This window comes from Sphingobium limneticum, assembly GCF_008710155.1.
Lineage (GTDB): Bacteria > Pseudomonadota > Alphaproteobacteria > Sphingomonadales > Sphingomonadaceae > Sphingobium > Sphingobium limneticum.
Genome location: NZ_VYPZ01000001.1, coordinates 577594 through 593124, shown reverse-complemented (window position 1 = coordinate 593124; position 15531 = coordinate 577594). Strand labels below are relative to the sequence as shown.

Genomic DNA, 15531 nt, shown 5'->3' with positions numbered 1-15531 from the left:
GACGGCAAAGCTGCCCTAGGCGGAGACGATCTCGATGGATGGATGGTCCGCGAAAACTTCCATCACGATATCAAAATAGGTCTTGCCGGTGCCCGCGCGCAGTGCCTCCAACTGACGCACAATGGTTTGGCCATTGAAGTTCTGCCGGATTGCCAGGCGCTCTTCCAGAAACTGTAACGTCGTTTCGACGCCCAGCGACGCGCGGCTGAAGGCCATATCCTGCCAGAGGATTGTCGCATGATTGGCGCCCAACAGGACGCCGTAGCCGCCGAACAGCATGTCGTTCAGCGCGTCAAGGCTTTCCCCCAACTCCCATGTCTCCCCCGTCATGAAGACCCGATTGATCTCCGCATAGAAGGAGGGAATATCGACGATTGACGCACCATTTAGAATAAGTTGCATGAGGCGCATGATGGGCAGTCCAGCGCGATAAGTATAGGATCATTGGATTGCGCTGCGGTTTCCCGGTCCGCAACGCGATTTTAAGGTGCGTCCAGGACCGGCAGATTCCTCTGCCGGTTTCAGCGGTTCCAGGTCGGCAAGCGGTTCGGCCGCATCCGATGACAGAAACTGCTTCACTGAGCGAAGTGCGACGGCTTCCTCAATTGCCCGGTTTAAGCATGCCGTGCATGTCGAGCCATCCGACGAAAGCGTCGAACCATCCGGTGCTCGTCGTCGCTTTGCGGTACATGCCGAAGCCGTGACCGCCTCGCTCATAAAGATGAAATTCGACCGGTCGCCTGGCTGCGCGCCAATCGTCGATCAGCTTGAAATCGCGGTTGCCGAACAATGGATCATCCGCAGCGATCGCAGCGAACATCGGCGGGGCGTCTTGCGGCACCGTCATGCTACCAAGTGGCCCGTAGATGTTGCCTATGAAAGCCGGCTTGGCGTCCTTCGTGGCCAAGGTCGTCGCCATCGTCAGCATCGCGCCTGCCGAAAAGCCGATCATGCCGATGCGATCGGGATCGACATGCCATTGCGTAGCACGGCTGCGGATCAAGCGAAAAGCGGCGATGGAATCTGCGAGTTGAGGCGCCAGGTCTGTTGCAGCGTTATTGGCCGCCGGGAGAGGCGCCCGAGCGGCGCCGGAGAACATGTCCTGCATCGACTTTTCAAAACCCGCCATATCTGCCGGTGTTTGCCGCAGGCGATATTTGATGACGAAGGCGGCAATGCCCTTGGCCGCTAGGGCGCGGGCAACGTCATAACCTTCATTGTCCATCGACAGGGTTCGAAATCCGCCACCCGGCGCTACCACGATTGCGGCACCTGACGCTTTGGCCGGGTCGGGCAGGAATGGCGTCAGCGTGGCGATAGTAACGTTGCGGGCGAATTGGCTGCCATATTGGCGGTGCCAGCTTTCCTTTGCTTTCGCTCCCGGCAGGGGACCGGTGCCAAGTTCGATCGCGTCCCGTTGGGCCGGCACCGCGATGGATGTCATCTTATCCTTGTCCTCCTGCGCCTGGGCACAGATGGGGCTGCACCAGACGGCACAAGCAATGGCCGCCAGGTGTCCAAGTCGAAATGGCAGAGCGGACGTCTTATTTGCCTCTTTCATGATAATTTCCTCTCCCAACTGACGATTGTTGCTTTCCGAACGTCATTGCAGATCAAGCACCACTACGGATTTTGGCGGCAGCGTGACGGTCAGTAAGTCGTTGCTGACCCGTGCCCCGCTAAAGGGTTCGGGGTGGACGGTTTCGGCCGCATCGAAACTATTGTACGCGTTGATCGTCGCAGCCGTCAGGACACGGCCTGAAACGGTCGTGACATGCAGGCCCGCCAGCTTCATGGTGACCGTATTGGACTGATTGGGATCGAGATTGGAGAGGCCGACATGGACTTTGCCGTCCTTGCCCCGCACCGCCGATCCGCTGACCGCGGGCATCACGAACTTGTCCTTGTTGTACCATGGCGTGGTCAGATCCAATGGCAGAACAGTCGCATCCTGCCAGGGCTTGTACATTTCGAACACATGATAGGTGGGCGTGAGCACCATCTTGGGGCCATCGGTCAATATCATCGCCTGTAGCACATTCACCATCTGGGCGATGGCGGACATGCGAACCCGGTCGGCATGTTTGGCGAAGATATCGAGATTGACCGAGGCTACAAGCGCATCGCGCAACGTGTTCTGCTGTCGCAGGAAACCGGGGTTGGTGCCGGGGTCGGGTGCATACCAGGTGCCCCATTCATCGACCGCCAGAAAGACGCGCTTTTGTGGATCATATTTGTCCATCACTTTGGCGTGGCCTGTGATGAGTTCATCCATCTTCCACGTCGCGGCAAGCGTATCAGCCCAGGCCGTTTCATCGAAATTGACCGGATCGGCCCTGGGCGGCCAGCCGCCTTGAGGGATGGTGTAATAATGCAGCGACAATGCATCGAGATGCTTGCCCGCCTCGCGCATCATCACTTCTGTCCAATTATAGTCCGCGCCGTTGGCGCCGGATGCTATCCTTGTCATCGTCTTGCCGGCGGGCACCTTCAGGAAGGTGGCGTATCGCTTCGTAACGTCGGCGCCATATTCCGCCCGCATGTTGCCGCCGCAGCCCCATAGTTCGTTGCCAATGCCAAAGGCAGGGAGCGACCATGGCGCCTTCTGCCCGTTTCGCCCGCGTTCCTCGGCCAAGGTTCCGGCCGGAGCGGTTATATATTCCACCCATTCGGCCATCTCTTGCGGACTGCCATTGCCGACATTGCCGGAAATATAGGCCTCTGCGCCGACCTGTCGCAGCAACTCGAAAAACTCGTGCGTGCCGACGGTGTTCGGCTCCGTCACGCCGCCCCAGTTGGTGTTGACCTTTACGGGCCGTTTTGCCTTCGGCCCGATCCCTTCCCGCCAATGATATTCGTCGGCAAAACAGCCGCCGGGCCATCTTATCATCGGCACGGCAAGATTTCGCAGCGCGCCGATGACATCGTTGCGAAACCCATTGCTATTGGGGATCGACCTGTCATTGCCGACCCATAGGCCGCCATAGATGCCGGTGCCCAGATGCTCGGCGAACTGGGTGAATATCCGTTTGTCATAGACGGGGCCGGGCCGATCTGCATGGATCGTCGCGGTGGTCGGCTTGTCATCCGTATTGGCAAAGGCAGTGCTGCATGCAAGCGCGCTGGCGCACATCAGCAGCATAGCGGTAGTGCGGCGCAGGGTCTTGATCATCGAATATCCTCTTGGAAAGGAGCGGCATCGCCTTATTTGGGCAATGGGACCGATCGGGAAATATGATAACTGCCGGTTTCAACCGGGATGTCTGTGCTCGGCTGCCCGCTGCCGATAGTGAGACGATAGTCACCAGGAATAAGGGCCCGTTCGCCCGCCATGGTGACGAAGCTCAGGTCACGGGGAGACAAAGTGAATTCGATCGCCCGACTTTCTCCGGGCTTGAGCGAAACACGCTGGAAGCCGCGCAGCGCTGTGCGCGGCGCCCCGTCGAACGCAGGAGGCGTGATATAAAGTTGAGCTACGTCGTCGCCAGCGCGTTGTCCGCTGTTGGTGATCTGGGTGCGGACCGTGATACCGTTTTCCACTACGCCGCCGATGGGTTCGATGACTGGCGGGGTGTAGGTGAAACGTGTGTAGCTGAGGCCATAGCCGAACGGATAGACGGGCTTGCCCTTGAAATAGCGATAGGTCCGGCCGCCCATGCCATATTCGTTGAACGGAGGAAGATCGCCTACACTCCTGTAGAAGGTAAGTGGCAGCCGGCCGCCCGGATCGACCTTCCCGGACAGGACATTGCCCACGGCCCTGCCCCCCGACTGGCCGGGGTACCAAGCCTCCAATATGGCTGAGGCATTTTCCTTTGCCCAAGACAGATCGATCGCGCTGCCATTCATGGCGATGACGACGAGGGGCTTGCCCAACGCCTTTGCCTTTTCCAGAAAAGCGCGCTGGTCGGCTGGCAGATCGAGCGTCGTCTTGTCACCGCCCTCGAAGCCGTCGACCTTCACCGGCATTTCCTCGCCCTCCAAATCGGAGGTGAGGCCGACGACGGCGACGATGACGGCGGCATCCTTCGCCCCCATCATCATATCGCGATCCAGATCGTCGGTGACGCGCTTCCAGAAGATGGCAGGGGCGGCGGGAACGCCGCTCTGACCCTGAAGCCGGATGGCGTAGCGTTCGCCCTTGGTCATCGACACATCGGTCAGCTTGAGCGGTTCGGCCCAGCGCGAATAGTCTGTCGCGGTGACGATCGTCTTGCCGTTGAGAGAGACTTCACCCTTCACCCCGGTGAGCGCCAACCTGTAGATGCTGGTCTCGGGCGCGACGAGATAGCCGGTCCAGACGATCTTGTGATCGGTTGCCACCTGCTTGAATTCGGCCGCGCGGGACGTGATGCTGTCCTGCGTGCGCGTAAGCACGGGCTTGCTGCCAAACCGGTCCTTGGCGATGGCATTATAATATTCCGCCTTGATACCGGGCTTGCCATCGGGCGTGCGCAGCGCCGTGCCGGGGACAAGGTCGCCGTCGGTGATGGACGGTGAAAATGGAACGAGCGTGATGGCCGATCCGGGCATCGCCTGTTTAAGGCCATCGGCAACCGAGATGGGTGGCGCGCTTTTGGCCGAACTGTAATTGCCACGCAGCACGCGGGTAGCGTCCGCCAAAGGCCCCATGAGCGCAATCCTTGCGCCGGGTTTCAGCGGCAGGACACCGTCATTCTTGAGTAGAACCAAGCTTTTTTCCGCTGTGTCGAGCGCGAGAGCCTGATGCTCGGCCATGCCGATCATTTCGACCGGAATGTTGTTTTGCTTGCGACCTGACAGGCCGGGCAGATCGCCGTTGCGCAGGCGCGCTGAAAAGAGGCGCACGAGCGCGGTATCGATATCCTCGATGCTGATATGGCCCTTGGCCAGGGCTTCCTTGTAGCGCTCGCCAAGGCCGGCCTTCCCGCCCAGCGTGGCATTATTGCATTCGCTATCGACACCGCGGCGCAGCGCAACGGCTACGCCGGTTGCAGCGTCGGGCGCATATTTGTGATGATCGTAGATATCGACCACGGCGTCGCAGTCCGACACAACATAGCCTTTAAAGCCCCACGCGTCGCGCAGATAGTCGGTCAGCAGCATCGGGCTGCCGCAAGCCGGTTCGCCGTCCACCCGATTATATGCGCACATGATGGAGCCGGCTTTGCCCTCTACGATGGCAGCGCGAAAGGCGGGAAGGTAAGTATCCTCCAAATCGCGCTTCGTCGCGAAAATATTGTCGGTGTGGCGGCTCGGTTCGGGACCGGAATGCACGGCATAATGTTTGGGGGTGGCGACGACATCGGGCAGGTCCGGATTGTCGCCCTGCATCCCTTGAATGAAGGCGACGCCGATATGGGCGGTCAGGAACGGATCCTCGCCATAGGTTTCCTGGCCGCGGCCCCAACGCGGATCGCGGAAAATATTGATATTGGGCGACCATGTGTCGAGCCCGGTGCCGATCCGGCCCAAATGGCCGGTTTGACGCCCAAATGTGTGCAAAGCGCGCACTTCAGTGCTGATGGCGGAGGCTACGGATTTTATCAGTGGTGCGTCGAAGGTGGCGGCAAGGCCGATGGGTTCGGGGAAATTGGTGGTGGGTACGGCCCCGATCGCGCCGTGCAGCGATTCCGTCCACCAATTATAGGCGGGAATGTCGAGGCGCGGGATGGCGGGCGCCGTGTTCAACAGCTGATCGACCTTTTCATCCAGCGTCAGCTTGTCGACGATGGCGCGCGCCTTGCCCTCTGCCTCGTTCCACACATCGCTTTGCGCTATTGCGGTCGCCTGCGCATGGGCAAGGCAGGAGGTTGAAAGGACGAGCATTGCAGCGACGACGCGCGGGCAGAAAGCGGTCTTCATAATCTCTCCCATGGAATGGCGCGCCGTTTTCCGGCGTCGCCTTATTGCGGGGAGGGAACCTCGCCCGGATTGTATGAGAAATGGCGCGGAGGAGGGCACTTCCCCCGCGCCTGTCGCGCCCTAACGGGCGGCGCCATCTTTCGCGCTTTGGGCGACGAAAGGATTCATGGTCTGGATGGTGCCGTCCGGATTGTAGCGCAGTTCGGTCACCTTGACGTTACGCAATCTGGTCTGGCCTGACAGTTGGGAGTCGGCGTAGAACAACCACCAGCGGCCGTTCCATTCGACGATCGAATGATGCGTGGTCCATCCTTCCACTGGTTCCAGGATGCGGCCCTTGTAGGTGAAGGGACCATAAGGCGAGTTTCCTATCGCATAAGCGAGATAATGGGTGTCGCCGGTCGAATAGCTGAAATAATATTTGCCCTTATATTTATGCATCCAGGATGCTTCGAAGAAGCGACGATCATGGTCGCCACCTAGAATGGGCTTGCCCTTCTCATCGAGTATCTGGACCGCGCGGGGCGTTTCGGTGAATTCCAGCATGTCGCCGGTCATCTTGGCCACGCGCGGCGCAATTGCGGGCTTATCGTCCTGGCCCAGGTCCGTCTTGGACCCATTGGCGTCATATTTGCCGTCGATATTGCGTTGCAGTTGTCCGCCCCAGATGCCGCCGAAATACATATAGCTGGCACCATCATCGTCGGTGAAAACGGACGGATCGATCGAATAGCTGCCCTTGATCGGCTGCGGCTGGGCCTTGAACGGCCCCATCGGATTTTTGGAGGTGGCGACGCCGATGCGGAACGCGCCTTCTTTGTCCTTGGCCGGGAAGTAGAGATAATAGGTGCCGTTCTTGCGCGCAGCGTCGGGCGCCCACATCTGCTTTTCGGCCCAGGGCACGTCCTTGACGTCCAGCGCCACCGGTCCGACCGTCACCGGCCCGCCGATCTTGTCAATCGACAGCACATGATAGTCGCGCATTTCGAAATGCGCGCCCAGATCGTCCTCGGGCGTCGGGCCATCGATATCGTGACTGGGATAAACATAGATTTTGCCGTCCCACACATGGGCGGACGGGTCGGCCGTATACATGTCCGTCACCAAAGGCTGGGACAAATATTCTGACGCGGCGCGTTTGTCCGCCTTGGTCTGCTGGGCTTGATTTTCCGGCTGGGCGTTCGGACCGCATGCCGTGGCAAGCAGGACCATGGCGAGCGGTAAGGCGCTCAGTCTGCGCGATGGCATCAACATGGCTATCCCTCCTGTTATATGACAATCATTTTATGAACGATGTAGATAGCGCTATCATGATTATGGTGCAATCCCCTCTTTCGACGGCGATGCCGAATTCAGCATGGCGGGAAACCATCATAATTACGCATCATTTCCCGTTTGATAGCGCAAACATTAATGATGAATATTGCGATACTGTCCTGCCGCGCCAACGGGCCATGATGGCGCCGGACGAATGCGCGGGGAGCCTGAGTGGCAGGCGCTATTTCGCGCATCTTCACTATCACTCCGCCTCGAGGCTTCGGACGCCGTAAATGGTGCTTTTGCCCTTAATGCCTGTGAGCGTGACGGTAGACCGCGCGGCCTTCGTCGGCGCGAGTGGATAGTCGACGAGCAGCCACTCATTCTGTTTGCGCCGTTCGCGCCGCTCGATCGCGACTTCCCGGCCATCCACCACGATCCGCATTTCACGGCCGGTATCATTGCCCCAATAGGTGATCTGGAGCATGGCGGGGCCGGGGCGACGCTGGATGGTGAAACTGGCCTGCGCGCCTTCCGGCAGGGAGCGATTCTTCTTCCCATAGAATTCGGCGCTTTGGCCGCCCGTGGCGCTGAAGCCATGATCCCGTTCGGGCTGCATCTCGCCAATATGGAAAATATCGATGGTGCGGCGTGCAAGATCGACGCGCGCGGCCTCCGCGGCGAGATAGGCCGTCCGCTCGCTGCGCCAGCTTTGCGGTGTGAAGGTGCGGAAATAGACGGCAGTGCGGCGGTCGTAGAGCGGATAGAATGGGACGATGTCATGCTGTTGGCCCAGTATGTCGGTCGCGCGATAATGATGCGGACGGTCGGCAAGAGCGGTCAGCGCGCTAGCGGCGTCATTCTGGATCAGCAGAGCGGGGGCAGGACCATCGAAGCGCTGATCCGCCGGGGCAAGATCGGCGGCGAGGACCAGAGGGCCGCTTAGATAGGCATAAGTGTCGGACGCGCCGGGCAGCGGCTCCGATCGCAATGTCATCGGCATGGCGATGGCGATGCGATCGCCCGCACGCCAACGGCGAGCGACACGCCAATAGCCGTCCTGCGGCTCCGTGGTGAGCGGCTGGTCGTTCAGCATGATGCTCGCCCCGTCCGCCCAGACAGGGCGACGGATGGCCAGCGCCATTGCGCGGCGCGGCGCGCGCGTGACCGTCAGCATCACCTGACCGTCCTGTGGATAGCGCGTGTCCATGTCCAACGTCAGACCGTCGGGCAGATCCAGCGTCGAAGGGATGAAGAGATTGACGAACAGAGTCGATCCGTCGCGCCAGTAAATGGAATCGGCATGTTTGGCGTGGCTTTCCATCCCTGAACCCACGCAGCACCAGAAACTATCTTCCGGCGTGGAGTAATCACGCTTGGCCCCGGCCTCCATCGGCATGAAATAGACGAACTGGCCGGTGTCGGGGCGCTGATGAGCGAGGATATGATTGATCTGGATGCGTTCATACAGGTCGAACCAGTCCGCGCTGGGCGACCAGCCGTAAAGATGACGGGTGAGCTTGAGCATATTATAGCTGTTGCACGCTTCGCAGGTGGCCGTGGTCAGTTGCTCGCCCTGCCGGTCCGGCTGACCGAAATGTTCGCGTTCCGAATTGCCGCCGATGACATAGCTGTGATGGTCGGTAACGCTTTGGTGGAAGAAACGGGCGGCGTTGGCGTCTGCCACGTCGCCATCCACTTCGTACAGGCGGGCCAGTCCGACGATCTTGGGTATTTGCGTATTGGCGTGCAGGCCGGGGAGCCTGTCTTCACTATGCATCAGCGGATCGACCACGGCGTGGTGGCGCAACCGTCGCGCGATATCGAGCCAGCGGGGCGTGCCGGTCAGCGCGTAAAGTGCGGCATAGCTTTCCAATATGCCGCCATGCTCGACTGACAGGACCTTTTGCAACTGATCGTCGTCCAGCCCTTCCACGATAGTCGCAAAATACTTGCCCACGCCAATCGCGATCGGCAACGCATCCTTGCGCTCTGCCAGTTGATAGGCATCGATCAGGCCGGCCAAAATCTTGTGCAGAGCATAAATCGGCACCCAGGCACCGTTAAGTTCCCAAGTAACGCGAATATCGCCGCGACGAATTTCCTCGAATACGACCTTGGCCGGTACCGACTGGCCCTCGCGCAACACCGTCATGCCGCCCAGATAGCCGTCTTTTCCTGCTGCCTGGATGCGCTGCATAGCCGATAGCGTTCGATCCAGAACAGCGACCAGTTCGGGGTCGCCGCCATTGGCGATGGTCAGCGACATGGCCGACATCCAATGACCCATCGTGTGGCCAGCGATGCTTTCGCTTTCCCATCCGCGGTAAATCGGTGCGGGTGCCGTTAGTCCTGCGGTAAGATAGAAATTGTGCAGCAACCGTTCCGGGTCGAGCGAAAGAAGATAGCGGCGATTGGCCGCCATCGCATCGGCGAAGGGCGAGGGCTTGAGCGTCACATGACGGCTGGAGATCGGTTCGGCCCGTACTGAGCGGCGTGCCGTTGCGGCGCGCAGCATAGCGGGCGAGATGGAGAAAAGCAGGCTGGCCGACGTGAGCAAAGTGCGGCGGGCGATAGGGTAGCGCATGATATTGTCTCTCCTTTCAGCGCCGCAGCGCGGCGTCGCCCCATGTTACCGGAACGGCGTTGTCCTTCACGCCATCGGCGCGGGCCACCAGTTCAAGGATGGCGATCCCCTTGACGTTCGCTTCCATCGATTGCGCAGGCATGCCTCGGCGTAATGGCGGCGTGCTCGCAAGTGCCTTGCCGTCGCCAAAGAGGAAGAAGCGCACAGGCTGATCGCCATCCAAAGCGCTGTCGTCAACGCCGACCGACGCGGTGAAGCGGGCAAAGCCCTTGTTGCGCACTTCTAGCCGCGAGTTGGCGAGGATCCCCACACCCGAGGCGAAGGATTGACCCGCAACGACGAGCGCCTGATTATAGGGCGTCGCATCGGCCATCGCGCCGCCCCATCCGGCGTACATGGGGCGCTCGCCGATCCCGCGTGTGCCCCGCCAGCCCGGTATCGAACGATAGATGGTAGGATCAGGTTCGGGCTGCACGACGCCGTCAGCTGCCGGGTTCACGACGCCGGGCTGTTCCGATAGATACAGGCCATCTGCCAAGATGCGGCGGCCATTTGCACGGAAAACCAGCGTTTCGCGCGGTTCGACATGCAACTTCACTTCCTTGGTGAAATCGCTCTTTGCGCCGGTCCAAAGGTTCGACAAGGCAATGGGATAGTCGGCGCGAAGTTTCAGATGATCGGCGGTCAGTACCGCATCGACCGGAGACGATCCTCGATTGAACAAGGCCACGGCCTTGTCCCCGTTCGCGAGCGTCTTGACGAGGATCTGGAACCCATCGCTGTCGAAAGCGACGGTCGCCTGATTGCCGGCGGGATCCTGGTTGAGCGCGATCAGGTCTGCATTGCCGAAAATATCGAGCAGCGGTTGCGGCGTGGTCCGCAAATCCGCGCCGATCAGAAGCGGTGCGTTCATCATCGCCCATAATGCGAAATGCGACCGGGCTTCGGTCAGATGATCGGCATCGAAATCCCCCTTGCCGATGAAAAGCATATCCGGATCGTTCCAACTGCCAGGATGAGCATAGAGGGCGCGGCGTACGGCGCTGTCATAATTGGTGAGCATCCGATGCCAATCGGGAGAGATATCATCACTGGTGCGTGATATGCTGCCGACATCCTTGCCCCAGGAGCGGACATTGGCGCTGCCCCAGATGCAGAGCGAGAGCATATAGTCGCCATCGGGATTATATTTGGCGAGAGACTGGTTGATGTCTGCAAAGAGCGCCTTGACGGCGGGAATGTCCGACCGGGCGATGCTGTGCTGATCGATGATCGGGGGGAGCGCGCGGAACTGGCCGTTGCGGACGCGTTCCGCATCGGCGGCGAACGCCCGGATGCCGCAGCCGTCGACCTTTATCGCGTCGAAACCCCAGTCCGCGAAAAACAGCCGGATATCCCGATCGCTATGCCCGTACAGGCCGACTTCACGTTCGGCCACCGTGCCTTCGGGCAGTTGCGCCGGTCCGTCGGAATAGGCCTGGGAACAGCTGTTGCGGCCGAGGTCGGAATAGATGCCCGCCTTGAAGCCCATGGCGTGAAGCTTGTCGGTAAGGGGACGGAAAGAGGGATCACCCTTGACGCTGCGGGCCGAGGGGAATTTGTCCGCGCGGATGATGAGCTTGTTGTCGTTGGTACGACGTTTCAGCCACCAGCCGTCGTCGATATTGATGAAGCGATAGCCCTTCTTCGCAAGGCCGGTATCGATAATCCGCTTGGCGGAACCCAGCAGTTTTTCCTCGTCAATCTCAGTGAAAAAGGCGTTCCAACTGTTCCAGCCCATCGGCGGCAGTTGTGCACTGCCGACCTGATAGGCGCTCCAGCGTCCGGTGGCGGCCAGCGGATCGAGCGCGTTGGCCGGCGCGGTTTGCGCCCAGAGGCTGGGGCTGGCGCACAGCGCGATCATCGGCAGAATATAACGGCGAATGGTCATGCAAAATCCTTGGGAGTCAGGGAAACCGGCATACCGGTCTTGAGCGTCAACACGCGGCGTTTATCTGCGAGGCGGATAGTGCGGGTTCCAGACAGTTCGGGCCGCAGAACGGCGCGGTCTAGTCGGCCGTCCCGCCAGTGGAGGTCGATGCGGCACCGGCCCCGCGCGCGCAGGCCGGTGACGCTACCGGTCGGCCACGCCTTGGGCAGCGCGGGGAGCAGGTCGATGACGTCGCCATGGCTGCCCATCAGCATTTCCACGATGCCCGCCGCGCCACCGAAATTGCCGTCGATCTGGAAGGGCGGGTGGGCATCGAACATGTTGGGATAGGTCCGTTCCGGCCCGAGAAGGAAACGCAGGATATCATGGGCATGGTCGCCATCCTTCAGCCGCGCCCACAGGTTGATGCGCCAGGCTGTCGCCCACCCGGTGGCGCGGTCGCCCCGTATCTCCAGCGTGCGACGCGCGGCAGCGGCAAGTGTGGGGGTGTCGTCGGGCATAATCTGGCGCGACGGATGCAGGCCGTAGAGGTGGGACACATGTCGGTGATCCTGCTCCGGCGCGTCGGCGTCCCAATCCTGCTGCCATTCCTGAAGCTGGCCGTTGCGCCCGATTTTATAGGGCGCGAGTGCGTCTCGCGCGGCGCGCATTTCGCCGACAAGGGCGACGTCGGCCTGCAAGATCGTCGCAGCCTCTATCGTCTGGGTAAAGAGATCGCGCAAAATCGCCATGTCCATCGTTGGCCCCGCGCAAAGGGTGCCACCATGGCCATGCGGGTTTTCGGGACTCATCGACGGATTGGTGACGAGGAAGCCGGTCGAGGGATCGCGCTGGAGCGTGTCCAGGAAGAACCGCGCCGCCCCCGCCATCAGCGGATAGATGGACATCAGATAGGCATGGTCGCGCCCATAGTCATAATGGTCCCACAAATGGGTACAGAGCCATGCGCCGCCGGTGGGCCAAAGGCCGAATTGTGCGCCATCGATCGGTGCGGTGGCGCGCCAAAGGTCGGTATTATGATGGGCGACCCAACCGCGCGCGCCATACATGGTGCGGGCGGTGCGTTCGCCGGTGATGGCCAGTTCGCGCACCATATCCACTAGGGGCGCGACACATTCGCCCAGTGCCGTCGGCTCTGCCGGCCAATAATTCATCTGCGTGTTGATGTTGATGGTATATTTGGAACCCCAGGGTGGATTGAGACTGTCGTTCCAGAGACCCTGCAAATTGGCGGGCTGACCGCCGGGGCGGGACGCGCAGATCATCAGGTAGCGGGCAAAATGGAAATAGAGGGCCGCAAGCGCAGGATCGTCGCTGGTCTGGGAGGCTGCGATGCGCTGATCGGTGGGCAGTTGCGCAGCCGCCGTGGTGCCCAGATCGAGGGCGACGCGGCGGAACAAGCGCTGATGCGCAGCGGCGGTATCGGCGGCGATGCGCGCGAAGGTGCGCCCCCTGACCCTGGCGATCGTCGCGGCGGTCGCTGCTATCGGATCGCCGCCGACATCATCGAAGCGCCGATAGCTGGTCGCCATGGCGATATACAAAGTGATGGCTTTGGCGTTGCGGATGTTGAGGCGGCCGTCGTCAGCCTGGGTGGTGGTGCCGCCTTCCACCTCAGCCGCCAAGCGGGCGGCGAAACGGAGATTGCCCTCTACCCCCTTGGAAGCGCCGTTGCGACCGGTGAGGAGCAGACCGGCAGGGCCATCTGCGACGACCTGAACTCCACGCTGGGGGGATCGGAGAGTAATATCGACATCAAGTCCATTCTCGCCGCCGGCAGTCAGGCGGACGGCGATGATCTGGTCCGCCGGGGAAGCGATGACCTGACGGACATGAGTGACACCGTCGTTCGCCTCGAACCGGGTGGTCGCCATTGCCTTGTCGAGATCGAGATCGCGGCGATAGGCGCTGGCGTCGCCCAGGCCGGGAAAATCGAGGATCAGGTCGCCCAGTGTCTGATAGGGCATTTGGGTCAACGGTCTGGCCATCAACGTCTGGTTGGCGAGCGCTTCGGCCTCCGCGATCTTGCCTGCGAAGATCAGCTCGCGCACCTTGGGCAGCATGGTCAGCGCCTGTGGATTTACCGGATCATAGGGCTGCCCCGCCCAGAGCGTGCTTTCGTTGAGCTGTAACCTTTCCTGGCTTATGCCGCCAAACACCATCGCCCCCAAGCGTCCGTTTCCGATGGGTAACGCCTGGGTCCATTCGGTGGCGGGCTGGTGATACCATAAAGCGAGTGCGGCGTGCGGGGCGGGTACTGCGCGAGCCGGTCGGGCTGCCGCCATGGCAGCCGTCCCAGCCGCCATGGCGGCCATGGTTTCGCGACGGCTGAAGGTCATGGCCGCGCGCCGACGGAGAGAGGCGCGAGCGTGAAACTGTCGATATCGAGATAGCCGCCGGCGGGAGTAGGATTGTAGCAGGATATCGCAATCTGCTGGCCCTGAAAGGTGCCGGTGCGCCAGTCGAAAGCGAGCGGGAAGGCATCGCCGACATCCTGCCACAGGCGGTTGTCGAGGCTGTATCCGACACGGCCCTGCTTGGTATCGAAATCCATATCGCTGCGCAGCCAGAGGGTGCGACCGGTAACGGGAATGGCGGGAACTCGGACGTCCGTGCGGGGACCATCCTTCGTGCTTTCGGTCAGCTGCATCCGCAGCGATTGCGCACCCTTTTGGCCGCCGACGATCGCAAGCTGGGCATTATATTTGCCGAAACTGCCGAGGCCGCAGACATCGCCTGCCTTGATACCGGCAGTATCGATTTTCGCGATGGCACGCATCTTTGGCCCTTGCGCCTTTTGCGTCAGCGTGTTGCGTGCGGTCCAGATACCGTCCGCCTGGGTCGCATGAAGCCGCAGGAAACCAGGGCGCTGCGTCAATGACCATTTGCTGTCGTCGGGATTATGGTTCCACTGCCACTGCACCCCCAGTTTCCGGGACGAAAAATCATCCGATGAAGGCGGCTCTGCGAAAGCATGGCCCGAAATCGGCTTGGGCGACCGGTCGGGCACGACGTCGGGCTTGTCCGGCGTGCCCCACCAGGGCCAGTCATCCTTCCAGAAGATCGGGCTGATATTGGTCATGCGGCCGATCGCGCCCGCATCCACCATGACGAAGCCGTACCAGCTGCCGTCCGGCATATCGACCATCGCGCCCTGATGGCCGCCGCTCCTGTCGTCGATCGACGGCTTGGTCTCCCACGGCCCCCAAAGGCTGCGCGATCGCGATATGGTCATCGCCAGTTTGGACGGGATGGCGTTGAAAAGATAATAATAGCCATTGTGGCGGATGATTTTCGATCCTTCGGCACCCTTGTTGTAATAGGCGACTTTCGCGCCGGTGACGGCGGAAAGGTCGTTATTGAGCGTCAGCAGCGTGACCGTGCCGTCGGTGCCGACCGACGTGCCCAGATAGGCGGTCCCGTCCACGTCGATGAAGAGGGCGGGATCGAAGGCCTCGCGATCCAGTTCCTTGTAAGTCCAGGGACCGTCGATCCTGGCGGACCGATAGATGCGGGTCTTGTGCCCGACAGGGGTGACGGCGAGGTAGAACATGCCCTTGTGACGGCGCAGGCTGGCGGCATAAAAGCCGTGGCGATAGTCGCCCCCATTTTTCAGATCATAGCGCGGATCGCCGTCGAGCCGGTCGACCACATGGGTCGCGATACGCCAGTTCACCAGATCCTTGGAACGGAGGATGGTAACGCCGGGTGCGTTGGCGAAAGTGGTGGATACGAAGTAGAAATCATCTTCGACACGAATGATGTCGGGATCGGGATAGTCAGCAAACAGCACCGGATTGCGATAGGTGCCATCGCCCTGATCGGACCGCCAGACCTGCGCGGGCAGGGCGGCGGCGATCAGACCGGTGGCGATGGCGAGGCCGATGGCCGCGGTGCGGATCATGCCGTCGCT

Annotated in this window: 9 protein-coding genes; all 9 read right to left on the bottom strand. The window is 61.0% G+C overall.

Annotated elements, in window-relative coordinates:
* Positions 1-15: 15 nt before the first annotated feature.
* The 9 genes from F4U94_RS02260 to F4U94_RS02220 all read right to left on the bottom strand — a co-directional run bounded on the left by F4U94_RS02260 (position 16) and on the right by F4U94_RS02220 (position 15522).
* The gene (locus tag F4U94_RS02260) at positions 16-411 is read right to left on the bottom strand and encodes a barstar family protein (RefSeq protein WP_197716461.1); all 396 of its coding nucleotides are present in this window, start codon (positions 409-411) and stop codon (positions 16-18) included.
* A 190-nt stretch (positions 412-601) separates the two neighbouring features.
* Positions 602-1561, bottom strand: coding sequence for an alpha/beta hydrolase (locus F4U94_RS02255; RefSeq protein ID WP_120252960.1), 960 nt, complete (start codon positions 1559-1561; stop codon positions 602-604).
* Positions 1562-1603: 42 nt separating this feature from the next.
* Complete coding sequence (locus tag F4U94_RS02250; RefSeq protein WP_120252961.1) at positions 1604-3172, bottom strand: alpha-N-arabinofuranosidase; 1569 nt, start codon at positions 3170-3172, stop codon at positions 1604-1606.
* Positions 3173-3204: 32 nt separating this feature from the next.
* A complete protein-coding gene (locus tag F4U94_RS02245; RefSeq protein ID WP_120252962.1) occupies positions 3205-5844 on the bottom strand; it encodes a glycoside hydrolase family 3 C-terminal domain-containing protein in 2640 nt (879 codons plus the stop codon).
* 120 nt (positions 5845-5964) lie between these two features.
* Entirely contained in the window at positions 5965-7092 is a 1128-nt protein-coding gene (locus F4U94_RS02240) for a glycoside hydrolase family 43 protein (protein ID WP_120253534.1), read from the bottom strand.
* A 271-nt stretch (positions 7093-7363) separates the two neighbouring features.
* Positions 7364-9688 carry a glycoside hydrolase family 127 protein gene (locus F4U94_RS02235; protein ID WP_120252963.1) on the bottom strand — a complete coding sequence of 775 codons (2325 nt, stop codon included), beginning with the start codon at positions 9686-9688 and terminating at the stop codon, positions 7364-7366.
* Positions 9689-9704: 16 nt separating this feature from the next.
* Positions 9705-11618, bottom strand: coding sequence for an NPCBM/NEW2 domain-containing protein (locus F4U94_RS02230; protein ID WP_120252964.1), 1914 nt, complete (start codon positions 11616-11618; stop codon positions 9705-9707).
* On the bottom strand, positions 11615-13957 hold the full coding sequence (locus F4U94_RS02225; RefSeq protein WP_120252965.1) for a glycoside hydrolase family 95 protein: 2343 nt from the start codon (positions 13955-13957) through the stop codon (positions 11615-11617). The genes F4U94_RS02230 and F4U94_RS02225 overlap by 4 nt, the downstream gene beginning before the upstream one ends.
* On the bottom strand, positions 13954-15522 hold the full coding sequence (locus F4U94_RS02220) for a glycoside hydrolase family 43 protein (RefSeq protein ID WP_120252966.1): 1569 nt from the start codon (positions 15520-15522) through the stop codon (positions 13954-13956). Before F4U94_RS02220 ends, F4U94_RS02225 begins: the two co-directional genes overlap by 4 nt.
* Positions 15523-15531 lie beyond the last annotated feature (9 nt).

Bases quoted from the DNA above. Each gene is read 5' to 3' on its own strand.
- F4U94_RS02260 (WP_197716461.1), bottom strand. From the start codon at position 411: ATGCGCCTCATGCAACTTATTCTAAATGGTGCGTCAATCGTCGATATT.
- F4U94_RS02220 (WP_120252966.1), bottom strand. From the start codon at position 15,522: ATGATCCGCACCGCGGCCATCGGCCTCGCCATCGCCACCGGTCTGATC.
- F4U94_RS02255 (WP_120252960.1), bottom strand. From the start codon at position 1,561: ATGAAAGAGGCAAATAAGACGTCCGCTCTGCCATTTCGACTTGGACAC.
- F4U94_RS02230 (WP_120252964.1), bottom strand. From the start codon at position 11,618: ATGACCATTCGCCGTTATATTCTGCCGATGATCGCGCTGTGCGCCAGC.
- F4U94_RS02240 (WP_120253534.1), bottom strand. From the start codon at position 7,092: ATGCCATCGCGCAGACTGAGCGCCTTACCGCTCGCCATGGTCCTGCTT.
- F4U94_RS02245 (WP_120252962.1), bottom strand. From the start codon at position 5,844: ATGAAGACCGCTTTCTGCCCGCGCGTCGTCGCTGCAATGCTCGTCCTT.
- F4U94_RS02235 (WP_120252963.1), bottom strand. From the start codon at position 9,688: ATGCGCTACCCTATCGCCCGCCGCACTTTGCTCACGTCGGCCAGCCTG.
- F4U94_RS02225 (WP_120252965.1), bottom strand. From the start codon at position 13,957: ATGACCTTCAGCCGTCGCGAAACCATGGCCGCCATGGCGGCTGGGACG.
- F4U94_RS02250 (WP_120252961.1), bottom strand. From the start codon at position 3,172: ATGATCAAGACCCTGCGCCGCACTACCGCTATGCTGCTGATGTGCGCC.